This is a genomic window from Pseudomonas sp. Pf153 (genome assembly GCF_001269775.1).
Classification (GTDB): domain Bacteria; phylum Pseudomonadota; class Gammaproteobacteria; order Pseudomonadales; family Pseudomonadaceae; genus Aquipseudomonas; species Aquipseudomonas uvaldensis.
The window spans coordinates 94759-117894 of record NZ_LHVL01000018.1; the positions used below are offsets into that span (position 1 = coordinate 94759).

Consider the following 23136-nt stretch of genomic DNA (forward strand, 5'->3'; position numbering starts at 1 on the left):
AGATACTGCGGATCCCGCGGATCCAATGGCTTGCGAAAGGCGAGGCGTACGATGAGCAAAGAAGTACTGCTGGTTGTTGAATCGGTGTCCAATGAAAAGGGCGTACCGGCTGGCGTTATTTTTGAAGCGCTGGAGTTGGCTCTGGCCACTGCGACCAAAAAGCGGTTTGAAGATGAAGTTGATTTGCGTGTGGAGATCAACCGCCACACCGGTTCCTATGAGACTTTCCGTCGCTGGACGGTAGTCGAAGAGGCCGACCTGGATGATCCGGCGATCGAAACCTGGCCGAGCAAGGTTGCGCAAACGCATCCGGGCGCCAAGGTAGGTGACGTGGTCGAAGAAAAGATCGAGTCCATCGAGTTTGGTCGCATCGCTGCACAGACTGCCAAGCAGGTCATCGTGCAGAAAGTTCGCGAAGCCGAACGTGCACAAGTCGTTGACGCCTATCGCGAGAAACTCGGAGAGATCATTTCCGGTACCGTGAAGAAAGTGACCCGCGACAACGTGATCGTCGACCTGGGCAACAACGCCGAAGCGCTGTTGGCTCGTGAAGACATCATTTCCCGCGAAACTTTCCGGGTGGGTGTGCGGCTGCGTGCGCTGCTCAAGGAAATCCGCACCGAAAACCGCGGCCCGCAGCTGATCCTGTCGCGTACCGCGCCTGAAATGCTGATCGAGCTGTTCCGCATCGAAGTGCCGGAAATTGCCGAGGGCCTGATTGAAGTCATGGGTGCCTCCCGTGACCCAGGCTCGCGTGCCAAGATTGCCGTCCGTTCCAAGGACAAACGCATCGATCCGCAAGGTGCCTGTATCGGCATGCGGGGCTCGCGTGTCCAGGCCGTATCCGGCGAGTTGGGCGGCGAGCGCGTGGACATCGTCCTGTGGGATGATAACCCGGCTCAGTTCGTCATTAATGCCATGTCGCCTGCCGAAGTGGCGGCCATTATCGTCGACGAAGATGCCCATGCCATGGACATCGCCGTTGGCGCAGACAATCTGGCCCAGGCTATCGGTCGCGGTGGTCAGAACGTACGTCTGGCCAGCCAACTGACTGGCTGGACCTTGAACGTGATGACCGAATCGGACATCCAGGCCAAACAGCAAGCTGAAACCGGCGACATCCTGCGCAACTTCATCGAAGAACTCGAAGTCGATGAAGAGCTGGCCCAGGTGCTGGTGGATGAAGGCTTTACCAGCCTGGAAGAGATTGCCTACGTGCCGGTGGAGGAAATGCTCAACATCGACGGCTTTGACGAAGATATCGTCAACGAGCTTCGCGCTCGGGCCAAGGATCGTTTGTTGACCAAAGCCATCGCTACTGAGGAAAAGCTGGCAGACGCCCATCCGGCCGAAGACCTGCTCTCGCTTGAGGGCATGGACAAGGATTTGGCGATGGAACTGGCGGTGCGCGGCGTAATTACCCGCGAAGACCTGGCCGAGCAGTCTATTGACGATCTGCTCGACATCGACGGCATTGACGATGATCGTGCCGGCAAGTTGATCATGGCCGCCCGAGCCCACTGGTTCGAGTAATTAGGCGCGGCCTGAGGAGAGAAGTGCATGACGCAAGTCACGGTGAAACAACTGGCCGATGAGGTCAAAACACCGGTAGAGCGCCTGTTGCAGCAGATGCGTGAGGCAGGTCTGCCGCACACCGCCGCCGAGGAACATGTGACCGACAGTGAGAAGCAATCCCTGCTGACCCACTTAAAGAGCAGTCACAAGGCAAAAGCGGAAGAACCGCGCAAGATCACGCTGCAGCGTAAAACCACCAGCACACTGCGTGTTGCCGGTAGCAAGAGCATCAGCGTAGAAGTGCGCAAGAAGAAAGTTTTCGTGCAGCGCAGCCCGGAAGAAATCGAAGCCGAGCGCAAGCGTGAGCTGGAAGAACGTCGCGCGGCGGAAAATGCTGCGCGTCAGAAGGCTGAAGAAGAAGCCAAGCGTCGCGCCGAAGAAGAAGCGCGTCGCCAGCCTCCCGTTGTGCAATCCGCTCCGGTGGAAGCTGTTGCGGCACCTGCGCCGGTCGCTGAACCTGTGCGCGAAAGCGTGCCGGTCCTGGAGCCTGCTCCAGCGCCTGCGGCTGATACCCGCAAGCGTGACGACCAGCAGCGTCGTCCTGACAAGTCGCGTTCCGACGAAAACCGTCGTGGCGGTGGCGATGGCGAGCGCAAGAACGCTCCGCATCGTGCTTCCGTCAAGGAAAAGGCTCCGGCGCCGCGTGTTGCTCCGCGCACTACCGACGAAGAAAGCGATGGCTTCCGTCGTGGCGGTCGCGGCAAGGCCAAACTGAAGAAGCGCAACGCCCACGGTTTCCAGAGCCCTACCGGCCCTGTCGTGCGCGAAGTGAAGATCGGCGAGACCATCACCGTGGGCGACCTGGCCCAGCAGATGTCGGTCAAGGCTGCTGAAATCATCAAGTTCATGTTCAAGCTGGGTACGCCGGCCACCATCAACCAGGTGCTGGACCAGGAAACTGCCCAGCTGGTTGCCGAAGAGCTGGGCCACAAAGTGACCCTGATCAGCGACACCGCCCTGGAAGATTCCCTGGCCGAGTCCCTGAAGTTCGAAGGTGAAGCGGTGCCTCGTGCGCCGGTCGTGACCGTCATGGGCCACGTCGACCACGGTAAGACCTCGCTGCTCGACTACATTCGTCGTGCCAAGGTTGCGGCTGGCGAAGCCGGCGGTATCACCCAGCACATCGGTGCGTACCACGTTGAAACCGAACGCGGCATGGTCACCTTCCTCGATACCCCGGGTCACGCCGCGTTTACCGCCATGCGTGCCCGTGGTGCCAAGGCGACCGACATCGTGATCCTGGTGGTTGCGGCGGACGACGGCGTGATGCCTCAGACCGTCGAAGCCGTCCAGCATGCCCAGGCTGCTGGCGTGCCGCTGGTGGTTGCCGTGAACAAGATCGACAAGCCGGGTGCCGACCTCGATCGCATCCGCAGCGAGCTCTCGGTTCATGGCGTGACTTCCGAAGATTGGGGTGGCGATACTCCGTTCGTTCCGGTTTCCGCGAAGATGGGTACCGGCGTCGACGAATTGCTCGAGGCGGTATTGCTGCAGGCAGAAGTGCTCGAGCTGACCGCCACCCCATCGGCCCCAGGTCGTGGTGTCGTGGTTGAATCGCGCCTGGACAAGGGCCGCGGTCCGGTGGCCACTGTCCTGGTTCAGGACGGTACGCTGCGTCAGGGCGACATGGTGCTGGTCGGTTCGAACTATGGCCGCGTTCGCGCCATGCTCGACGAGAACGGCAAGCCTATCAAGGAAGCCGGTCCGGCCATTCCGGTCGAGATCCTCGGCCTGGACGGCACGCCAGATGCTGGCGACGAGATGAGCGTTGTGGCTGACGAGAAGAAAGCCCGTGAAGTGGCTCTGTTCCGTCAAGGCAAGTTCCGCGAAGTCAAACTGGCTCGCGCTCACGCCGGCAAGCTGGAAAACATCTTCGAAAGCATGGGCCAGGAAGAGAAGAAGACGCTCAACATCGTCCTCAAATCCGACGTCCGTGGTTCGCTGGAAGCCTTGCAGGGCGCTCTGAACGGCCTGGGCAACGACGAAGTGCAAGTGCGCGTAGTCGGCGGTGGTGTCGGTGGTATCACCGAAAGCGACGCCAACCTGGCGCTGGCTTCCAACGCTGTACTGTTCGGCTTCAACGTGCGTGCCGATGCCGGTGCTCGCAAGATCGTCGAGCAGGAAGGTCTGGATATGCGTTACTACAACGTGATCTACGACATCATCGAAGACGTCAAGAAAGCGCTGACCGGTATGTTGGGCAGCGATGTCCGGGAGAACATCCTGGGCGTGGCCGAAGTACGCGACGTGTTCCGTTCGCCGAAGTTCGGCGCCATCGCCGGTTGCATGGTGGTCGAGGGTGTCGTTCACCGTAACCGTCCGATCCGTGTACTGCGTGAAGACATCGTGATCTTCGAAGGCGAGCTGGAGTCCCTGCGTCGCTTCAAGGATGACGCTTCCGAAGTGCGTGCCGGCATGGAATGCGGTATTGGCGTCAAGAGCTACAACGACGTCAAGGTCGGCGACAAAATCGAAGTCTTCGAGAAGGTCCAGGTTGCTCGCAGCCTCTGACTCGCGTACTTCAAGAGCCACGGTGGGTCGTCGCATGAACATGCGCGGTCTCGCCGGCGGACTCTAAACGCAACGCCCGGTCCGGCTTTTCGCCAGGCCGGGCGTTTGCCGCTTTCAGACCTTGCGGGTTTCACCGCGGGGCAGTAACAGGTAACAAGACATGGCAAAAGAATATAGCCGTACCCAACGCATCGGCGATCAGATGCAGCGCGAGCTGGCCCAGTTGATCCGCCGCGAAGTCAAGGATCCACGTGTAGGCCTGGTCACCATCACTGCGGTGGAAGTCAGTCGTGACGTCGGTCATGCGAAGATTTTCATCACCGTGATGGGCCAGGACAGCGCCGATGACATCGGCCAGAGCATCAAGGTGCTCAACTCGGCCGCCGGCTTCCTGCGCATGCAGTTGGCCCGGGAAATGAAGCTGCGCAGTGTTCCACAGCTGCATTTCCACTACGACGAAAGCGTCGCACGGGGTGCCCATTTGTCGGCGCTGATCGAGCGCGCCGTGGCTGAAGACAGCCAGCACGCCGCCGAACCCGAAGACACCAAGGAGTAACCGGTGGCTCAGGTCAAGCGTATACGTCGTAACGTGAGCGGTATCATCCTGCTCGACAAGCCGTTGGGGTTCACCTCCAACGCGGCCTTGCAAAAGGTTCGCTGGTTGCTCAACGCCGAGAAGGCAGGGCATACCGGCAGCCTCGATCCGCTGGCCACCGGTGTGCTGCCGTTGTGCTTTGGCGAGGCGACAAAGTTTTCCCAGTACCTGCTCGATTCCGACAAGGGTTACGAGACCGTGGCACAACTGGGCAAGACCACCACCACGGCGGATGCCGAAGGTGAGGTTTTGCGCGAGCGTCCGGTGACCGTTGGTCAGGCTGATATCGAAGCTGTGTTGCCGGGATTTCGCGGGCAAATCAACCAGATACCGCCGATGTACTCCGCGCTCAAGCGTGACGGGCAGCCGCTGTACAAGCTGGCCCGTGCAGGCGAAGTAGTGGAGCGTGAACCGCGTTCTGTTACTATTGCGCGCTTGGAATTGCTGGCCTTTGACGGTAATACTGTCCGGCTTGCCGTGGATTGCAGCAAAGGCACCTATATCCGGACCCTGGTGGAAGATATTGGTGAACAGCTCGGCTGTGGTGCGTACGTGGCGCAATTACGACGGACCCAGGCGGGACCTTTCACGTTGGCCCAGACGGTCACGCTGGAAGAACTGGAAGCGGCACATGCCGAAGGCGGCAACGAAGCGGTGGATCGTTTCCTGATGCCGTCGGACAGCGGGCTGCTGGACTGGCCGCTGCTGCAGTTCTCGGAACACAGCGCGTTCTACTGGCTCAACGGCCAGCCGGTACGTGCCCCGGATGCGCCGAAGTTCGGCATGGTCCGGGTACAGGATCACACCGGTCGCTTCATCGGTATTGGCGAAGTGAGCGAGGACGGGCGTATTGCGCCGCGTCGACTGATTCGGTCGGAATGACCGGAACCCGACTGTGTAACAGCAGGCGGGCGAGTGTGGCTGTCAACAGGCACGGTCATCACTCTTTTATAGATACAGGGATCTGTCCCTGGCCTGTTGGTACGGTTTCCTCGGAAACGGTACCTTGAACAAGAGGAAAGCCACATGGCACTCAGCGTTGAAGAAAAAGCTCAGATCGTGACCGACTACCAGCAAGCTGTTGGTGACACTGGTTCGCCAGAAGTGCAAGTTGCACTGCTGACCGCCAACATCAACAAACTGCAAGGTCACTTCAAGGCCAACGGTAAGGATCACCACTCCCGTCGTGGTCTGATCCGCATGGTAAACCAGCGTCGCAAGCTGCTGGACTACCTCAAGGGCAAGGACGTTAATCGTTACAGCACCTTGATCGGCCGCCTGGGCCTGCGTCGCTAATCAGCGATTGCGCTATGAGGTTGGTGGTCTGCCAGTTGCCCGCGTTCGCGTCGGTGGCCGGCAGGCTCCCAGCCTCAAGTTTTATCTGGACAGTCGTTGGGCCGATTCCCCGCACTGCCCAAGAATTTCGCAAGAAGACAAGTTTCCCCAAGAGCCACAAAGAAGGTAGGACACCGTGAACCCGGTAATCAAGAAATTCCAGTTCGGTCAGTCGACCGTCACCCTCGAGACTGGCCGTATCGCCCGTCAGGCCTCCGGCGCAGTGCTGGTCACCGTTGACGATGACGTCAGCGTGTTGGTGACCGTCGTCGGTGCCAAGCAGGCTGATCCAGGCAAGGGCTTTTTCCCTCTGTCTGTCCACTACCAGGAAAAGACTTACGCTGCCGGTAAGATCCCTGGCGGTTTCTTCAAGCGCGAAGGTCGTCCTTCCGAGAAGGAAACCCTGACTTCCCGACTGATCGACCGTCCGATCCGTCCGCTGTTCCCTGAAGGTTTCATGAACGAAGTGCAGGTTGTCTGCACCGTCGTGTCCACCAGCAAGAAGACCGATCCGGACATCGCTGCAATGATCGGTACCTCGGCTGCGCTGGCCATCTCCGGCATCCCTTTCGACGGTCCTATCGGCGCTGCCCGCGTTGCGTTCCACGAAAGCACCGGCTACCTGCTGAACCCGACCTACGAGCAACTGAAGGCGTCGAGCCTGGACATGGTCGTGGCCGGTACTTCCGAAGCCGTGCTGATGGTTGAGTCCGAAGCCAAGGAACTGACCGAAGACCAGATGCTGGGCGCCGTACTGTTCGCCCACGACGAGTTCCAGGTCGTGATCAACGCCGTCAAGGAGCTGGCCGCCGAAGCCGCCAAGCCAACCTGGACCTGGGCTCCCCAGCCAGAAGCCACCGAACTGCTGGGCGCGATCCGTGCCGAGTTCGGCGAAGCGATCTCCCAGGCCTACACCATCACCATCAAGGCCGACCGTTACGCGCGTCTGGGCGAGCTGCGTGACCAGGTGGTTGCCAAGTTCTCCGGCGAAGAAGGCCAGCCTTCGGCCAGCGACGTCAAAGCCGCTTTCGGCGAGATCGAATACCGCACCGTTCGCGAGAACATCGTTAACGGCAAGCCACGTATCGACGGTCGCGATACCCGCACTGTACGTCCGCTGAACATCGAAGTCGGCGTTCTGCCGAAGACCCACGGTTCGGCGCTGTTCACCCGTGGCGAAACCCAGGCTCTGGTCGTTGCAACGCTGGGCACCGCCCGTGACGCGCAACTGCTGGACACCCTGGAAGGCGAGAAGAAAGACCCGTTCATGCTGCACTACAACTTCCCTCCGTTCTCGGTGGGCGAGTGTGGCCGCATGGGTGGTGCCGGTCGCCGCGAAATCGGTCACGGCCGCCTGGCCCGTCGTTCGGTCCAGGCCATGCTGCCGGAAACCGATTCGTTCCCGTACACCATCCGCGTGGTTTCGGAAATCACCGAGTCCAACGGTTCGAGCTCCATGGCTTCGGTCTGCGGCGCTTCCCTGGCGCTGATGGATGCGGGCGTGCCGATGAAGGCACCGGTTGCCGGTATCGCCATGGGCCTGGTGAAGGAAGGTGAGAAGTTCGCCGTCCTGACCGACATCCTGGGCGACGAAGACCACCTGGGCGACATGGACTTCAAAGTGGCCGGTACCGCCAAGGGCGTGACCGCACTGCAGATGGACATCAAGATCAAGGGCATCACCGAAGAGATCATGGAAATCGCCCTGGGCCAGGCCCTGGAAGCGCGCCTGAATATCCTCGGCCAGATGAACCAGGTCATCGGTCAGTCCCGTACCGAGCTGTCGGAAAACGCTCCGACCATGATCTCGATGAAGATCGACACCGACAAGATCCGTGATGTCATCGGTAAGGGCGGCGCGACCATCCGTGCGATCTGTGAAGAAACCAAGGCTTCGATCGACATCGAAGACGACGGCTCGATCAAGATCTTCGGCGAAACCAAGGAAGCGGCAGAGGCAGCACGCCAGCGCGTCCTGGGTATTACCGCCGAGGCCGAGATCGGCAAGATCTACGTCGGCAAGGTCGAGCGTATCGTTGACTTCGGCGCCTTCGTCAACATCCTGCCTGGCAAGGACGGTCTGGTTCACATCTCCATGCTGAGCGACGCTCGTGTGGAAAAAGTGACCGACATCCTGAAGGAAGGCCAGGAAGTGGAAGTGCTGGTACTGGACGTGGACAACCGCGGCCGTATCAAGCTGTCCATCAAGGACGTCGCAGCAGCCAAGGCATCGGGCGTTTAATCAGCCCTTTGCCTGACCGCTGAACAACAAAACGCCCCGACTGGTTCGGGGCGTTTTGCTGTGTGGCGAAAATCCTTGCGCCGCCGGTTGCCTGGCCACAGGTGACGATGCTAGGTTTAGCTACCGCCCGTGTAGCTCAGTCGGTAGAGCAGCGCACTCGTAACGCGAAGGTCGCAGGTTCGATTCCTGTCTCGGGCACCAACGCTTCCTTCGTCTACGCGTGGTGCTGTAGATATTCGTTCAGCGCCTGGCGCGTCAGGTCGTTCAGCGATACGTTTTGACGGGTCGCAGCCAGAGCTGCTGCTAGGTGCAGGTCATGACCGATGCGCACATTGAACGAGCCTTTACATGGGAGTTCTGGCTTCTGTCCCAGTCGTTGGCAGGTTTGCAGATAATCGTCCACCGCTTCGCGGAAGGCCGTTTCAAGTTCGGCCACGGTTTGTCCCTCATAGCTCACCAGCGCCCGTATGAACAATAGCTTCCCGAACAGACATTTGTCCTCGGTGCTTGCTTCAATTGAGCCGACATAGCCTTTGTACTGTAGCTGAGCGCTCATGGAATCAAACCTCCCGTTTTTAGCTGCTCAATAATCTGACGCCTTATATACGTCTTGAGCTCGTTACCCGGATGGGGTCTGTGCAGACTGATCATCGCGCTTGGATTCCCGTTATCGAATTTGACCCTGCTGCCGGAACCTTCCAGTTGGGAGTAGCCCAAGCGGCGTAGTAGTGTGACAAGCTCTTGCCAGGTGAAAGTGCCATGTTCATTGAGAAGTTTTACGAAAAGCTTTTCATTTCTGGACATACATGTCTTGATTGCGACTGAATATAGTTGCATGAATTTGACTGGTCAATGGGCATGCATGGCCACTGAAGCCGGAGTGTTGGGCAGCGAAATTTATAAGGGCTAGGCATCATGAATGGGTAACAAGAAACTGTAACCGGACGCGTCCCTTCTAACCTTTCTCTTCGACTCCGGTTGTTGCACTGGCTTGCGTCTCTGCTAGGATTCCTTGCCTCAACGAAACATTGCTCTGTTTTCAGATGATCCTCCGAATGGTTCTGAAGGCCAGGTAAAACCGGGCAAGTCACGGTGTCCTGTGTCAGAGAGATCCTTGAATGATCCAGATCCATCCCCATTCCTCCGATCAGCGAGAACGACATGACGGCTAAAGAACTGACGCAAGAAGCCAGACACGAAGAAGCCCTGCGCAAGTACGCCCTGGACACGCCTCAGTTACTGGAAGAAATCAAGGACCTGAGCGCCGAGGACCAGAAAGACCAGATCCAGTGGGCGTTCGAAGACGAGGCCGAGGCCCAGGGGTTGCAGCCTTGGGAGCTGACGCTCAAGTACACCAGCACGCCTGAAGAGTTCGAGGCGCAGCGCCTGGCCTTGCACAAGGAGGCGGCCGAGGTGCTGGGTGTGGAGTGGGAAGAGTACTGCGAGATGAATAATCTGGTGGTCTGAGAAAAACGCCAGCCTCTTCGGGGCTGGCGTTTTTTCGTATCAAAGGCTCAGTCGCATCGATAGATCCACCGCCTTCACATCCTTGGTCATCGCCCCGATCGAAATGTAATCCACGCCAGTTTCGGCAATCGGGCGCAAGGTGCTTTCGTTGATCCCGCCGCTGGCTTCCAGTTTGGCCTTGCCGCCGTTCAGGCGTACGGCTTCGCGCATGTCGTCCAGGCTCAGTTCGTCGAGCATGATGATGTCGGCATCGGCCGCCAGTGCTTCTTTCAGCTCTTCCAGGCTCTCCACTTCGACTTCCACCGGTTTGCCCGGCGCGATCCTGTGGGCGGCGGCAATGGCCTGGGCGATGCCGCCACAGGCTGCGATGTGGTTTTCCTTGATCAGGAAGGCGTCGTAGAGGCCGATGCGGTGGTTATGGCAGCCACCGCAGGTCACGGCGTACTTCTGGGCCAGGCGCAACCCAGGCAGGGTCTTGCGGGTGTCCAGAAGCTTGACTTGGGTATCGGCGACGAAATCGGCCAGGTAGCGAGCACGGGTGGCGACGCCCGAGAGCATTTGCAGGAAGTTCAGCGCACTGCGTTCGCCGGTCAGCAATGAGCGGGCCGGGCCTTCGAGATGGAAGAGCGCTTGATCGGGGCTGACCCGGTCGCCGTCGCGCACTTGCCAATGTACCGCGACGCGTGGGTCCAGTTGCCGGAAGACTGCATCGACCCAGGCGGTGCCGCTGATGATCGCCGACTCGCGGGTAATGATGGTGGCCTTGGCCAGGCGTTCGGCGGGGATCAATTGCGCGGTGATATCGCCGCCGCCGATGTCTTCGAGTAACGCACGGCGCACATTGGCTTCGATTTCAGCGGTCAGGTCGGCGAGACGTAGGTTCGGCATAGCGGGCTCCACAAACAAAGTGGCCCGATTATAGGGCCAGCGCCCTGTCCCACAAGCATTGTTCCTTCCCGACGGCGGATGTGCCCGTCATGTCGTCCGAGCCGGTTGGCCTGCATTTGGTCGGCTCCACGCAACATTTTCCCGATTTCCCGGTCACTTATTGCGATGTATTTCGAGCTGGGTCACAGAGTCCTCTGGTGCGACGGGGTTCTTTTACCAGATAATCCGCCTTTCGATTGACGTCATGGCTTTGACGTTGCCAACCGAAGAACACCGTTTCAGGAGGCCAGGATGCACAACGACGGGAATGTAGTGCCCTTGCACAAGGTTTCTACCGATCAGGCGAACCGTTCGCCGCTCGCCCGTTTGCCTGTCATTCTGCTTCAGGTTCGCGACAAGGCTGCCCAGCAGTTGCGCCTGGGTCTGCAGGAACTGTTCGATAACGCCGACGACACCCTGTTCGAAATGGCCGACCGGGCGCGTAACGATGTCGAGCAGAACCTGTTCTTCGAAGCCATGCGGGACGTGCGGCTCAAACGCAAGAGCATCGAGCGCGAGTTCATTGATCAGTTTTTCGAAGCGTTCGTCAGGCTCGCCCAGTACGACGTGACCCAGGCAACGCTGGCTCCCGCTGTGGCCGGCCCTCAGATCCAGTCGAGCCACGACGACCTGGAGCGCCATCTGGCAGTGGAGGCCATGGTCACCCGCGTGCTTGGCCGCGATGGGGCGTCGCTCGATCAGCTGACGGCCCGGCTCAGCGCGTTGCTGGCTCGGCCGATGACCAACGCCCAGAATCCCTTGAGCCCGGCACTGTTGTGCGAAAATTTCCTGCAGGCCGGCCGCAACCTGGGAGTGGAGATCAAGGTCAAGCTGATCCTGCTCAAGCTGTTCGAGCGTTATGTGCTCAGCGAGTGCGACCGGTTCTATGCCGAGGCCAATCAATTGCTGGCTGCCACAGGCATCTTGCCGGACCTCAAGATTTCGCCGTCTCGACGTGCCTCGGATCGCATCGACGATACTCCCCAAGCCGTGCCAGAGAGAACGGCCAGGCCGACCGCCGCCGACGTCGATGACAGTGTGCAGGAAGTATTCGCTGCGTTGCAGAAACTGCTGATGCAGGTGCGCGGCAGCGTCGCGCCGACCCTGGAGCCCAGCGCGCCCGCCCAGCCGATTTCGACCCGTGACCTGCTGCGGCTGCTCTCTCATTTGCAGCAGTACGTGCCGGCGCCCACCCAGCAGGACGAATTCGATCTGCGCAGCCAGCTTGAACAACTGCTGACCCGCGTCAGTGTCAAGAGCGGCAAATCGCGGGTCGTCGAAGGTGCCGATGAAGACGTGATCAACCTGATCGCGATGATGTTCGAATTCATCCTCGATGACCATAATCTGCCGGACTCCCTCAAGGCGCTGATCGGTCGCCTGCAAATCCCGATGCTCAAGGTGGCGGTGCAGGACAAGAGTTTCTTCAGCCGAGGCAACCATCCGGCCCGGCGTCTGCTCAATGAAATCGCCGCCGCGGCCATGGGCTGGGGCGCCTGCGACGATCATCAGCGTGACAGCCTTTACTTGCGCATCGAACAGGTTGTGCAGCGTCTGTTGAATGATTTCGTCGATGATCCGGCGATTTTCTCCGAAGTGCTGGCGGATTTTCTGGCCTTCACCAGCGATGAGCGACGCCGCTGCGAGCTGCTCGAACAGCGCATCCGAGACGCGGAAGAAGGGCGGGCCAAGGCCGAACTGGCGCGTCAACGGGTCGAGGGCGCGTTGAACCAGGTGATGCTCGGCAAGACGCTGCCTCAGGCGGTGGTGGAGTTTGTGCAACAAGCCTGGAGCCAGGTGCTGTTGCTGACAGGTTTCAAGCATGGCGAGGATTCGCAGGAGTGGCGGGCCGACGTTCTGACCCTGGAACAGTTGATCTGGAGCGTTCAGAGTCACGATGAACCCGACGCAGGCCTGCGGCTGTTGGCCATGGTGCCGGAGTTGCTCAAGGCGTTGCGCGAAGGGTTGAGCCGTTCGGCTTTCGACCCGTTCGCTACCAGCGAATTTTTCAGTGAGCTGGAAGTCCTGCATGTGCAGGCCCTGCAGCGTATGGGCCAGGCGACGGAACAAGCCCGGTCGTCCGACTCGCCAGTCATGGTCGAGGTTTCGGAGAAAATTGTCCTGCGTCCCGCGCACAAGGCACCTGCCGACAACATGGCGGTGCGCTTGCCGGCCGATGACGTGGGCCTGCTTCAGGTCGACCAGTTGCGCCTGGGAAGCTGGGTCGAGTTCCAGGAAGATGAGGAAAACAGCTTGCGCTGCAAGCTGGCGGCGATTATCGAAAGCACCGGCAAATACGTGTTCGTCAACCGCACCGGCCTCAAGGTACAGGAGCACAGCCGTACCAGCCTGGCGCTGGAGTTCCGCCGTGGCGCGGCGCGGGTATTGGACGACACCCTGTTGTTCGACCGGGCCCTGGAGTCGGTGCTGGGTAATCTGCGGCAACTCAATCGCGGCAAGTGATCGCAAAGTCCGGACCGATCACGGCATACTGACGGTATTCATCGTCGTCATCGAAGGAACCTGTATGCAGCTGGACCCCGTGAGCGGGTGGTGCGAAGGCGTGCGTCATTGCCCCTCGCCCAACTTCAATGCGCGCCCCGAGGGCGAGATCTCCCTGCTGGTGATCCATAACATCAGCCTTCCACCGGCCCAGTTCGCCACGGGCAAGGTCCAGGAATTCTTCCAGAACCGTCTGGATGTCACGGAACACCCCTACTTTGAAGGTATCGCCGAGCTGCGCGTGTCCGCGCATTTCCTGATCGAGCGGGACGGCGTCGTCACCCAATTTGTCTCCTGCCTGGAGCGGGCATGGCACGCCGGGGTTTCATGCTTCGAAGGCCGGAAGACCTGTAACGATTTTTCCATTGGCATCGAGTTGGAAGGTACCGACGATCTGCCCTACACCGACGCGCAATATGCCGCCCTGGTAGACCTGACGCGGCAGTTGCAGTTCGCGTTCAGCTCGATCACCGTGGAGCGCATTTGCGGGCACAGCGACATCGCTCCGGGGCGCAAGACCGATCCGGGTCCGGCATTCGACTGGACGCGCTATCGCGGGGCTCTGACAGGGGTGCTGACAGAAGGAAAAGGACAATGAGTTTTCTGGTATTGCTGCTGGCCATCTGGATCGAGAAGTTCTCGGCCTTGCGCCAGCGTATCCAGCGCGACGGCGGGTGGCTGCGGGAGTTGAACAGGCTCGAGGCGAGCCCGCGTTGGGTCAATCGGCCTTGGCTGGTGTTGGGCGTGATGGTCGTGCTCCCCGTCGCAGTGCTGGCGTTATTGTTGTGGGTGCTGGAACCGGTGGCCTATGGTCTGCTGGCCCTACCGGTACACTTGCTGGTGGTGATCTACAGTCTGGGGCGGGGGGATCTGCTGACCGACCTGGGGCCGTTTCGCGATGCCTGGCGGCGTGAAGACCTGCAAGCAGCGACCCATGTGGCCAAGCGTGATCTGGCTATCGAGGCGGACACGGGCGAGCAACTGCTGGATCGCGTCCAGGGGCATCTGTTGTGGCAAGCCTACCAGAGCTTCTTCGCGGTGATTTTCTGGTACTTCCTGCTGGGTCCGGTGGCGGCCCTGAGCTATCGCCTGCTGGCGCTGGCCGCCGGACACAGCCAGAACCCCGGCGTAGCCGAGCGGGCGGCACAACTGCGCCATGCATTCGACTGGGTACCGGTGCGGCTGTTGGCGGCCAGTTTCGCCCTGGTGGGCAACTTTGTGGCGGTCAGCCGGATCATGCTGCATGAATTGCTGAACTGGAACATCAGTGCCGCCCAGCTGATCGATAAGGTGGGTCTCGCCGCAGGAGAGATTTCCCAACCCGTGGCCGGGCCGGACGGCATCAACAGCCTGGATCGACTCTGGGAGCTGCTGTTGCGTGCGGCAGTGCTTTGGTACGCCGGGTTCGCGTTGTGGACCGTGCTGGCCTGAACGATGGCTCAGGTCGGCCTCGTTAACCTTAAGTTACAAATCTCCCCTTCGATTTAGGCTATACAGGGACAGCGCCACGAGTAGTGGCTTTCTGCTGTCTCTGTGCGCGCGACCATAAGAATAAAAACACTACCGGGAGGCTTCCTTGTGAAGAGTTTGCTCTGGCCCGCCGTCGCCCTGATGAACCGCCTGAGCTTTGGCATGAAGTTCAGCCTGATCAGTGTGCTGTTCCTGCTGCCGATGCTGGTGACCAACTTTTTTCTGGTGCGTGACTCCTACCGTGAATTCCAGGGCACCCAAGTGGAATTGCAGAGCCTCGACCTGCTGGGCAGCAGCCTGGCCCTGCGCCGCGATCTGGAAACCCTGAATAACCTGGTGCAAATCAATGCCAGCCTGGGCCAGTCCGGCAAGGCCGGCGATGTGGAAGCAAAGATCGGCACGCTCGAGCAACAAGTCCTCGCTCGCCTGCAAGGCATGACTGCCATGGCCGTGGAGCCCGAGCACGTGGCGGCCTTCGATGCCAAGCGCGACGAACTGATCGCTGCATTCAAAGCCCAGCAGGCCGAAAGCTCCCTGCAGAGTAAAAGTGCCCTGATCGGCAAGCTGCTCAACAGCGCGCAGATGTTCAGCCAGATCATCGCCAGCCAGGCAGGCCTGAGTCGTGACGGTCAGGGCGATATCCGCCAGCTCAGCGAGTTGATCACCGCCGTGACCCCTAACGTGACCCAAGTCCTGGGCGAAGGTCGCGCGCTGGGTGCTTCGTCGTTGGGGCTTGGGTTCCTTAATTCGGCGTCCAGCACCCGGTTCGACGAATTGCTGGTGCAGATCGAAAAGCTCCAGGGCGAATACGACCTGAAGTTACAGGACGCCCTGGGCTCGAGTCGGGCGGCGGGACAAGCGCTGGCCGAGCCTGCAGGGGCCAGCAAGAACACCCTCAAGAAGGCGGCGGAGCTGATCGAAGAGCAGGTGGTGATGGCTGATACCCTCGATGCACCCTGGCCGGCCTTCTACGATCAGGTCAGCGGATTGATGGAGCAGACTTACCGGTTGAACGAGGCGACTCAGGGGTTCCTTGGCGTCCAGTTGCAACACCGCCTGGAACAGAACCGCAGCCACATGGTGATGCAAGCCGTGGCGCTGGCGGCGGTGTTTTTGCTGATTTTCTATTTGTATGCCGGCTTCTATGCCTCGACCCGCACTACCTTGCAACACTTGGGGCAAATGATGGACAAAGTGGCGGCGGGGGACATGACGGTCAATTTCGTGGCCCGCAGCAAGGATGAATTGGGTGAGTTGGGCGAGGTGTTCAACGGTACGGTCGCGAAGATTCATGACTTGATCGAGCAGGTTGGTCGCACCGTCGCTGAGGTTGAGCGTCAGGCCGGACAAGTGGAAACGGTATCGGCGCAGAGCAACCAGGCGGTTGCCGGCCAACGCAGCCAGATTGAGCTGGTGGCCACGGCGATGAACCAGATGTCCGCTACCGCCCAGGAAGTGGCTCGCAGCGCGGCCGCCGCAGTCAGCAGCGCCCACAGCGTGAACGACGAAACCCTCAGTGGCCGTGGGCTGGTGGAATCCCAGCAAGGCAGCATCGCCCGGCTGGCCAGTGAGATCGACCAGTCGGTTCAGGTGATCAATCAATTGGCGACCGACAGTCAGTCCATCAGCCGCGTGCTGGACGTGATCAAGAGCATCGCCGAACAGACCAACCTGTTGGCCCTCAACGCCGCCATCGAAGCAGCTCGGGCGGGCGAACAGGGCCGTGGCTTTGCCGTGGTGGCGGATGAGGTGCGGACACTGGCCAAGCGGACCCAGCAATCGACCGAAGAAATCGAAGCGATGATCAGTCGGCTACACGGCGGTGTAGGCGCTGCCGTCAGGGCGATGGGGACCAGTCATGAAATGGCCAGCGGCACGGTGGGGCAGTCGGAAAAGGTCCAACAGGCGCTGGAAAATATCCTCGGTGCCGTCGGAATGATTGTCGACCAGAACCAGCAGATCGCTGCCGCCGTAGAGCAGCAGACAGCCGTGGCCCACGACATCGACCAGAACATCGTCGAAATCAACCGCGCCGGCGAACGCACCGCCGAAGGCGCGCACCAGACGGAAGACGCCAGCCGGGAACTGTCCGCCCAGGTGGTGCGGCTCAAGCAGTTGATCAATGCGTTTCGGGTGTAGCTGTTCCAGTGTGGGAGCGAGCAGGCTCGCGATAGCGGACTGATGATTGACCGGGGGTATATCCATTGCTTCGGTGACGGCCACCTATGGTTTCGCCCTTACGGCGACTTACTTTCTTTCAGACGCCCGGAATGCCGGCCCAGAAAGAAAATAAGCAAAGAACGCTCCGCCCCAGCGTACGGCCCCTCGCCAAGGCTCGGGGTTCCTTCGCTCCGGCATTCATCAGGGGGCATCGGCTCCGGTCCGCTGCGCTTGACCTCCACTCGATGGGTTCGACGGCGTCGAACGGCGCTGCGCGCCATCCCCCTGATGAACGCCTGCGCTCAGCCTTCCGAAGGGGCGGGTGGATCAAAAGCCGCGGCGCGGCCTATGGCTCGACACGGCTCTTGAAGGCATACACCGGCCCATTGTGGGAGCGGGCTTGCTCGCGAAGGCGGTGAGTCAGTCGATGCAAATGTTGAATGACAGACCGCAATCGCGAGCAGGCTCGCTCCCACCGATTTTTTACCAACCGAATAATTGGCGGGCGTTGGCTGTGCTGGCCTCGGCCAGCCGCTCAGGACCCACTGACATAATCCGCGCCAATGCCTCGCAAATGGCCGGCAGATGCGCTGGGCTGTTGCGCTGGCCCGCAAACATCGCCGGAGCCATGTCCGGTGAGTCGGTTTCCAGCACCACGGCGTCGAGGGGCAGCTTCGCCAATACCCGGTGCATGCGCAGGGCCTGGGGCCAGGTCGCGGCGCCTCCCAAGCCGAGCTTGAAGCCGAGCTTGATGTATTCGCGGGCTTCTTCAAAACTGCCGGCGAAGGCATGGATGATCCCGGCGCGTTTGAGTTCGATGCGTTTGAGGGTCGCGATCACCGCCGCATGGCTGCGGCGTACGTGGATCAGCGCCGGCAGCTCGAACTCTGCCGCCAGGTGCAGTTGCGCTTCGAACAGCGTTTGCTGGCGCTCGCGGTCCAGGGTTTGGATGTAGTAATCCAGGCCGATTTCCCCCACCGCACACAGTTGCCGATGCCCGGCCAGGCGGTTCAGCCAGTCCCGCAATTGCGTGGGATCGTCGGCGCGATGCTGATCGAGGTACACCGGATGCAGGCCCAGCGCGGCATGCAGATCCGGGTCGCTCTGCACCAGGTCCCAGACACGCTGCCAGTTGTCTCGATACACCCCCAGCACCACCATCTGGCGAACCCCCAGGGCACGGCTTTCGGCCAGCAGTGCCGGGCGGTCCGCGTCGAAGTCGGGAAAGTCCAGGTGGGTGTGGGTGTCGATCAGTTCCATGGTCAGCCTGGATGGATGCGCTGCTTGAATGTCCGCGCGATGGCCTGCACGCCGGGTTGGTACTGATCGTTCTCGATAGCCGCCAGGGCCAGCTCCAGCGCTTTGTCGGCGATCAGTTGGTGCTGCTGGGACATGGCGTTGACCGGCAACGGCAGGAAGTCCAACAGTTGCGTGTCGCCAAACGTGCCCAGGCGTAAGGGGCGGGATTTGAGCGGAAAGTCGTGCAGGGCGTCGAACACCCCTTGCAGCAGTACATAAGAGGTGGTGATCAGCGCATCGGGCAGGTGACCCAGGCGCTCGAGCATCTCTTCCATCAATTGGCGACCGCATTCGCGGCTGAACGATTCGCCTTGCTCGATCAACACCTGGCCGTCGAACCCCGTCAAGGCTTCCCGGAAACCCGCGGCCCGTTCCTGGCTGATGCTCAATTCGGGGCGGGCGCCGATCAGGGCGATTTGCCGGGGTTGGGTCTCCAGCAGGCTGCGGGTCAGTTGCAGACTGGCCTGGCGATCGTCGCTGATCACCGAGCAGAAGCGGGCGGGTTCCATCACCCGGTCAATGGCGATAATCGGAATACCCTTGGCCTGCAACTGGTGATAACTGTCATCGCCTGCCGGCAGGCAACTGGCAACGATCAGCGCGTCGCAGCGGCGGGCGCGGAACAGTTGCAAGAGCTGCCGCTCGCTGTCGGGCGCGTCGTCGGAGCTGGCGATCAGCAACTGATAGCCCTGCGCCCGGGCGCCCTGTTCCAGCAACTTGGCGATGCGTGCGTAACTGGGGTTCTCCAGATCCGGCAGGATGAAGCCCAGCGTACGGGTGTGCCGACTGCGCAGCCCGGCGGCCTGGGGGTTGGGCGTGAAGCCATGTTCCTCGACCACCGCACGGACCCGTTCGACAGTCGCGTTGCTGATGCGTTGCTGTTCGGCCTTGCCGTTGATGACGTAGCTGGCGGTGGTGACGGACACACCGGCCAACTGGGCGATATCACTGAGTTTCAACCCGGTTTTCCTTGTGTTTTCGAGGTTGCCGCGACAATGAGCAGCCATCCTACCCGATTCAGCGTGACAGACGCTTTCGACAAGTTGCACTTCAAGGATGAAAGATTATCGAGTAACGTGCCATTCTTTCTAGATTAAACGTTTCAGCAAGCGTATTTTCTAGCTTAGCAGGCTTTTTTGGCCGTTCTGCCGCGATACCGCCAAAAGCCATCCTGTAACGCTAAGCTGTCATTCAAAACAATACCTGGCGCCCTCCGACGCCAAAAAGGAGAAAGCATGCTCGAGCTCAATCCAGAGCAGATTTCCATGGCCCAGACGGCTGTGGATAAAGCCGCCGCGCTGCAATTGCTCGCTGACAAACTGGTTGCCGATGGCCTGGTGGCCGAGGGGTATCTCGCCGGCTTGCAGGCCCGCGAAGCGCAGGGCTCGACCTTTCTTGGCCAAGGTATCGCCATTCCCCACGGTACTCCTGAAACCCGCGACCTGGTTCATGCGACTGGCGTGCGCTTGTTGCAGTTCCCCGACGGCGTGGATTGGGGCGATGGTCAAATCGTTTACCTGGCGATCGGTATCGCGGCCAAATCCGACGAGCATCTGCGTCTTCTGCAACTGTTGACCCGTGCCCTTGGCGAGACCGATCTGGGCCAGGCCCTGCGGCGTGCCAGTTCCGCCGAGGCGTTGTTGAAATTGCTGCAAGGCGCACCACAGGAGTTGGCCCTGGACGCGCAGATGATCGGTCTGGGCGTATCGGCCGACGATTTCGAAGAGCTGGTCTGGCGTGGCGCCCGGCTGCTGCGTCAGGCCGATTGCGTGAGCAACGGGTTCGCCGGCGTCTTGCAGCAGGTTGACGCGCTGCCCCTGGGGGACGGCTTGTGGTGGCTGCACAGTGAGCAGACCGTCAAGCGTCCGGGCCTGGCGTTCGTGACGCCGGACAAGCCCATCCGTTATCTGGGCCAGCCCCTGAGCGGTCTGTTCTGTCTCGCCAGCCTTGGCGAGGCTCACCAGGCCTTGCTGGAACGGCTCTGTGCCTTGCTGATCGAAGGCCGCGGCCACGAACTGGGCCGCGCCACCAGCAGCCGCAAGGTGCTGGAAGTGTTGGGCGGTGAACTGCCCGCCGACTGGCCCAGCGCCCGCATCGGTCTGGCCAACGCCCATGGTCTGCATGCCCGTCCGGCGAAGATTCTGGCGCAACTGGCGAAAAGCTTCGAAGGCGAGATTCGTGTGCGCATCGTCGACGGCCAGGACAGCGCGGTGTCGGCCAAAAGCCTGAGCAAGTTGCTGAGCCTGGGGGCCCGTCGTGGTCAGGTGCTGGAGTTCATCGCTGAACCGACCATTGCCGCCGATGCGTTGCCGGCCCTGCTGGCCGCCATCGAGGAAGGCCTTGGCGAAGACGTTGAACCGTTGCCTGCGCCCAGTGCTCCGCAGGAGTCAACCCTGGCCGAAGTGGCGACCGTTGTCCTGGCGCCTGAGTCCGGCAGCGTGATCCAGGCGGTGCCTGCCGCTCCCGGCATTGCCATCGGGCCGGCCCACGTCCAGGTCCAGCAGGCCATCGATTATCCGCTGCGCGGCGAGTCGGCGGCCATCGAGCGCGAGCGCCTGCAAAACGCCTTGAAGCAAGTGCGCCGTGATATCGAAGGGTTGATCGAGCGCGCCAAGGCCAAGGCCATCCGCGAAATCTTCGTGACCCACCAGGAAATGCTCGACGATCCGGAGCTGACCGATGAAGTCGACACCCGTTTGAAGCTGGGTGAGAGCGCGCAAGCGGCGTGGATGGGCGTGATCGAAGCCGCCGCGAAAGAACAGGAAGCCCTGCAGGACGCACTGCTCGCCGAACGTGCCGCCGACCTGCGGGACGTGGGCCGCCGAGTGCTGGCGCAATTGTGTGGCGTCGAAACGCCGAACGAACCCGATCAACCGTACATCCTGGTGATGGACGAGGTCGGCCCGTCCGATGTGGCGCGTCTGGACCCGACCCGTGTGGCGGGGATTCTGACGGCGCGCGGCGGCGCCACCGCCCACAGTGCGATTGTCGCCCGAGCCCTGGGTATCCCGGCGCTGGTGGGCGCCGGGGAGGCGGTGCTGCTGCTGGCACCGGGTACGTCGCTGCTGCTCGACGGCCAGCGCGGTCGCCTGCACGTGGACCCGGACGCAGCCACCCTGCAACGGGCCGCCGAAGAACGGGACACCCGCGAGCAGCGTCTCAAGATCGCTGCCGAACAGCGTCACCAACACGCCCTGACCCGCGACGGCCATCCGGTGGAGGTGTTCGCCAACATCGGCGAAAGCGCCGGCGTCGCCAGCGCGGTGGAGCAGGGCGCCGAAGGCATCGGCCTGTTGCGCACCGAACTGATTTTCATGGCCCACACCCAGGCACCGGACGAAGCCATCCAGGAAGCCGAATACCGCAAGGTGCTCGATGGCCTGGCCGGTCGGCCGCTGGTGGTGCGCACCCTCGACGTGGGGGGCGACAAACCGCTGCCATATTGGCCGATCGCCAAGGAAGAAAACCCTTTCCTCGGCGTGCGCGGCATTCGTCTGACTCTGCAACGCCCGCAGATCATGGAAGCGCAACTGCGTGCCTTGCTGCGCTCGGCGGACAACCGTCCGTTGCGGATCATGTTCCCCATGGTCGGCAGCGTCGAGGAGTGGCGCCAGGCCCGGGACATGACCGAGCGTTTGCGCCGGGAAATCCCCGTGGCGGACCTGCAACTGGGGATCATGATCGAAGTGCCGTCCGCCGCGTTGCTGGCGCCGGTGCTGGCCAAGGAAGTCGATTTCTTCAGTGTCGGTACCAACGACCTGACCCAATACACCCTGGCCATCGATCGTGGTCACCCAAGCCTTTCGGCCCAGGCCGATGGCCTGCATCCGGCGGTGTTGCAACTGATCGACATCACCGTGCGCGCCGCCCATGCCCATGGCAAGTGGGTCGGTGTGTGCGGTGAGCTGGCGGCCGACCCGCTGGCGGTGCCGGTGCTGGTAGGCCTGGGTGTGGATGAACTGAGCGTGTCGGCCCGCAGCATCGCCGAGGTCAAGGCACGGGTACGCGAACTGAGCCTCGAACAGGCACAAAACCTTGCTCGCGAGGCCTTGGCCGTGGGTAGCGCCAATGACGTGCGCGCATTAGTGGAGGCGCTGTAATGGCGAAGATTCTTACCCTGACCCTCAACCCGGCGCTCGACCTCACGGTGGAACTCGTGCGCCTGGAACCCGGCCAGGTCAACCGCAGCGATGCCATGCACAGCCACGCCGCCGGTAAAGGCGTGAACGTGGCTCAGGTTCTGGCCGACCTGGGGCATACGCTGACCGTCAGCGGTTTTCTCGGCGAAGACAACGCCCAGGCGTTCGAGACGTTGTTCGCCCAGCGCGGCTTCGTCGATGCCTTTATCCGGGTGCCCGGTGAAACCCGTAGCAACATCAAGTTGGCCGAGCAGGACGGGCGCATCACCGATCTCAATGGTCCCGGCCCGATGGTCGACGAGGCCGCGCAACAAGCCTTGCTGGCGCGACTGGACCAGATCGCCCCGGAGCACGATGTCGTGGTGGTGGCGGGCAGTTTGCCCCGAGGGGTCAGTCCACAATGGTTGCAGGGACTGGTCACGCGCTTGAAAAGCCTCGGCCTGAAAGTGGCCCTCGACACCAGCGGCGAAGCGTTGCGCGTCGCGCTGGCGGCCGGCCCCTGGCTGATCAAGCCGAACACTGAAGAGCTGGCCGATGCGCTGGGCTGCGAGGTGGTGACGGAGCGGGCCCAGGCACACGCGGCCCAACGGCTGCACACCGAGGGCGTCGAACATGTGGTGATTTCCCACGGTGCCGAGGGTGTGAACTGGTTCAGTGGCGGTTCGGCGCTGCACGCTTCGCCGCCCAAGGTCACCGTTGCCAGCACCGTGGGCGCCGGGGACTCACTGCTGGCGGGCATGCTGCATGGCCTGCTCGGAGTCCACACTCCGGAGCAGACCCTGCGTACCGCAACGGCCATCGCCGCCATGGCTGTTACACAGATCGGTTTTGGCATCCACGACACCGCGTTGCTGGCGTCGCTTGAACAGGGCGTGCGCGTGCGCTCCCTGACAGAACAATAAGAGGGTTCGCAA

General features: G+C 61.3%; 18 protein-coding genes and 1 tRNA gene. 14 read left to right on the forward strand and 5 right to left on the reverse strand.

Annotated elements, in window-relative coordinates; genetic code table 11:
• The first annotated feature begins 51 nt into the window (after positions 1-51).
• The 7 genes from nusA (at position 52) to AD666_RS12565 (ending at position 8459) form a co-directional block, all read left to right on the forward strand.
• Complete coding sequence (gene nusA, locus AD666_RS12535) at positions 52-1533, forward strand: transcription termination factor NusA (RefSeq protein ID WP_053152138.1); 1482 nt, start codon at positions 52-54, stop codon at positions 1531-1533.
• 27 nt (positions 1534-1560) lie between these two features.
• Positions 1561-4086 (forward strand): translation initiation factor IF-2, encoded by a 2526-nt coding sequence (gene infB, locus AD666_RS12540; protein ID WP_053152140.1) that lies wholly within the window; start codon positions 1561-1563, stop codon positions 4084-4086.
• A 160-nt stretch (positions 4087-4246) separates the two neighbouring features.
• Positions 4247-4642 carry a 30S ribosome-binding factor RbfA gene (rbfA, locus tag AD666_RS12545; RefSeq protein ID WP_053152142.1) on the forward strand — a complete coding sequence of 132 codons (396 nt, stop codon included), beginning with the start codon at positions 4247-4249 and terminating at the stop codon, positions 4640-4642.
• A gap of 3 nt (positions 4643-4645) precedes the next feature.
• Entirely contained in the window at positions 4646-5563 is a 918-nt protein-coding gene (gene truB / locus AD666_RS12550) for a tRNA pseudouridine(55) synthase TruB (RefSeq protein WP_053152143.1), read from the forward strand.
• A gap of 144 nt (positions 5564-5707) precedes the next feature.
• Positions 5708-5977: a 30S ribosomal protein S15 gene (rpsO, locus tag AD666_RS12555; protein WP_039592311.1), complete on the forward strand. Its 270-nt coding sequence runs from the start codon at positions 5708-5710 to the stop codon at positions 5975-5977.
• Between the two features lie 175 nt (positions 5978-6152).
• On the forward strand, positions 6153-8258 hold the full coding sequence (gene pnp, locus AD666_RS12560; protein WP_053152145.1) for a polyribonucleotide nucleotidyltransferase: 2106 nt from the start codon (positions 6153-6155) through the stop codon (positions 8256-8258).
• A gap of 125 nt (positions 8259-8383) precedes the next feature.
• Positions 8384-8459 (forward strand) — tRNA-Thr (locus AD666_RS12565).
• Between the two features lie 13 nt (positions 8460-8472).
• Here the strand turns inward: AD666_RS12565 and AD666_RS12570 are convergent.
• Positions 8473-8814 (reverse strand): type II toxin-antitoxin system HicB family antitoxin, encoded by a 342-nt coding sequence (locus AD666_RS12570; protein ID WP_053152146.1) that lies wholly within the window; start codon positions 8812-8814, stop codon positions 8473-8475.
• Entirely contained in the window at positions 8811-9062 is a 252-nt protein-coding gene (locus AD666_RS12575; RefSeq protein WP_053152148.1) for a type II toxin-antitoxin system HicA family toxin, read from the reverse strand. Before AD666_RS12575 ends, AD666_RS12570 begins: the two co-directional genes overlap by 4 nt.
• Before the next feature lie 357 nt (positions 9063-9419).
• Here AD666_RS12575 and AD666_RS12580 point away from each other — a divergent pair, with 357 nt between their 5' ends.
• A complete protein-coding gene (locus tag AD666_RS12580) occupies positions 9420-9725 on the forward strand; it encodes a DUF6388 family protein (RefSeq protein ID WP_053152150.1) in 306 nt (101 codons plus the stop codon).
• Between the two features lie 39 nt (positions 9726-9764).
• Here the strand turns inward: AD666_RS12580 and nadC are convergent, their stop codons facing one another.
• On the reverse strand, positions 9765-10613 hold the full coding sequence (nadC, locus tag AD666_RS12585; RefSeq protein WP_053152152.1) for a carboxylating nicotinate-nucleotide diphosphorylase: 849 nt from the start codon (positions 10611-10613) through the stop codon (positions 9765-9767).
• 291 nt (positions 10614-10904) lie between these two features.
• On the opposite strand from nadC, the gene AD666_RS12590 reads away from it, so the two are divergent.
• From AD666_RS12590 to AD666_RS27015, 4 genes are all read left to right on the forward strand, one after another.
• Complete coding sequence (locus tag AD666_RS12590) at positions 10905-13115, forward strand: DUF1631 domain-containing protein (RefSeq protein WP_053152154.1); 2211 nt, start codon at positions 10905-10907, stop codon at positions 13113-13115.
• 64 nt (positions 13116-13179) lie between these two features.
• Positions 13180-13752, forward strand: coding sequence for a 1,6-anhydro-N-acetylmuramyl-L-alanine amidase AmpD (ampD, locus tag AD666_RS12595; RefSeq protein ID WP_053152156.1), 573 nt, complete (start codon positions 13180-13182; stop codon positions 13750-13752).
• Positions 13749-14585, forward strand: coding sequence for a regulatory signaling modulator protein AmpE (ampE, locus tag AD666_RS12600; RefSeq protein WP_053152157.1), 837 nt, complete (start codon positions 13749-13751; stop codon positions 14583-14585). Before ampD ends, ampE begins: the two co-directional genes overlap by 4 nt.
• A 1473-nt stretch (positions 14586-16058) precedes the next feature.
• The gene (locus AD666_RS27015; protein ID WP_371259591.1) at positions 16059-16763 is read left to right on the forward strand and encodes a methyl-accepting chemotaxis protein; all 705 of its coding nucleotides are present in this window, start codon (positions 16059-16061) and stop codon (positions 16761-16763) included.
• Positions 16764-17267: 504 nt separating this feature from the next.
• Here the strand turns inward: AD666_RS27015 and AD666_RS12610 are convergent.
• On the reverse strand, positions 17268-18044 hold the full coding sequence (locus tag AD666_RS12610) for a TatD family hydrolase (protein WP_053152161.1): 777 nt from the start codon (positions 18042-18044) through the stop codon (positions 17268-17270).
• 2 nt (positions 18045-18046) lie between these two features.
• Positions 18047-19042 (reverse strand): catabolite repressor/activator, encoded by a 996-nt coding sequence (gene cra, locus AD666_RS12615; protein WP_053152164.1) that lies wholly within the window; start codon positions 19040-19042, stop codon positions 18047-18049.
• 276 nt (positions 19043-19318) lie between these two features.
• Here cra and ptsP point away from each other — a divergent pair, with 276 nt between their 5' ends.
• Both ptsP and pfkB read left to right on the forward strand, forming a co-directional pair.
• The gene (gene ptsP, locus AD666_RS12620) at positions 19319-22183 is read left to right on the forward strand and encodes a phosphoenolpyruvate--protein phosphotransferase (RefSeq protein WP_053152166.1); all 2865 of its coding nucleotides are present in this window, start codon (positions 19319-19321) and stop codon (positions 22181-22183) included.
• Positions 22183-23124 carry a 1-phosphofructokinase gene (gene pfkB, locus AD666_RS12625; RefSeq protein WP_053152168.1) on the forward strand — a complete coding sequence of 314 codons (942 nt, stop codon included), beginning with the start codon at positions 22183-22185 and terminating at the stop codon, positions 23122-23124. The genes ptsP and pfkB overlap by 1 nt, the downstream gene beginning before the upstream one ends.
• Positions 23125-23136: the final 12 nt, after the last annotated feature.

Excerpts from the sequence above, each read along its gene's own strand:
- ampE (WP_053152157.1), top strand. The coding sequence starts at position 13,749 with ATGAGTTTTCTGGTATTGCTGCTGGCCATCTGGATCGAGAAGTTCTCG.
- AD666_RS12575 (WP_053152148.1), bottom strand. The coding sequence starts at position 9,062 with ATGTCCAGAAATGAAAAGCTTTTCGTAAAACTTCTCAATGAACATGGC.
- rpsO (WP_039592311.1), top strand. The coding sequence starts at position 5,708 with ATGGCACTCAGCGTTGAAGAAAAAGCTCAGATCGTGACCGACTACCAG.
- rbfA (WP_053152142.1), top strand. The coding sequence starts at position 4,247 with ATGGCAAAAGAATATAGCCGTACCCAACGCATCGGCGATCAGATGCAG.
- nusA (WP_053152138.1), top strand. The coding sequence starts at position 52 with ATGAGCAAAGAAGTACTGCTGGTTGTTGAATCGGTGTCCAATGAAAAG.
- AD666_RS12570 (WP_053152146.1), bottom strand. The coding sequence starts at position 8,814 with ATGAGCGCTCAGCTACAGTACAAAGGCTATGTCGGCTCAATTGAAGCA.
- AD666_RS27015 (WP_371259591.1), top strand. The coding sequence starts at position 16,059 with ATGTCCGCTACCGCCCAGGAAGTGGCTCGCAGCGCGGCCGCCGCAGTC.
- ampD (WP_053152156.1), top strand. The coding sequence starts at position 13,180 with ATGCAGCTGGACCCCGTGAGCGGGTGGTGCGAAGGCGTGCGTCATTGC.
- nadC (WP_053152152.1), bottom strand. The coding sequence starts at position 10,613 with ATGCCGAACCTACGTCTCGCCGACCTGACCGCTGAAATCGAAGCCAAT.
- ptsP (WP_053152166.1), top strand. The coding sequence starts at position 19,319 with ATGCTCGAGCTCAATCCAGAGCAGATTTCCATGGCCCAGACGGCTGTG.
- AD666_RS12580 (WP_053152150.1), top strand. The coding sequence starts at position 9,420 with ATGACGGCTAAAGAACTGACGCAAGAAGCCAGACACGAAGAAGCCCTG.
- infB (WP_053152140.1), top strand. The coding sequence starts at position 1,561 with ATGACGCAAGTCACGGTGAAACAACTGGCCGATGAGGTCAAAACACCG.
- AD666_RS12590 (WP_053152154.1), top strand. The coding sequence starts at position 10,905 with ATGCACAACGACGGGAATGTAGTGCCCTTGCACAAGGTTTCTACCGAT.
- pfkB (WP_053152168.1), top strand. The coding sequence starts at position 22,183 with ATGGCGAAGATTCTTACCCTGACCCTCAACCCGGCGCTCGACCTCACG.
- AD666_RS12610 (WP_053152161.1), bottom strand. The coding sequence starts at position 18,044 with ATGGAACTGATCGACACCCACACCCACCTGGACTTTCCCGACTTCGAC.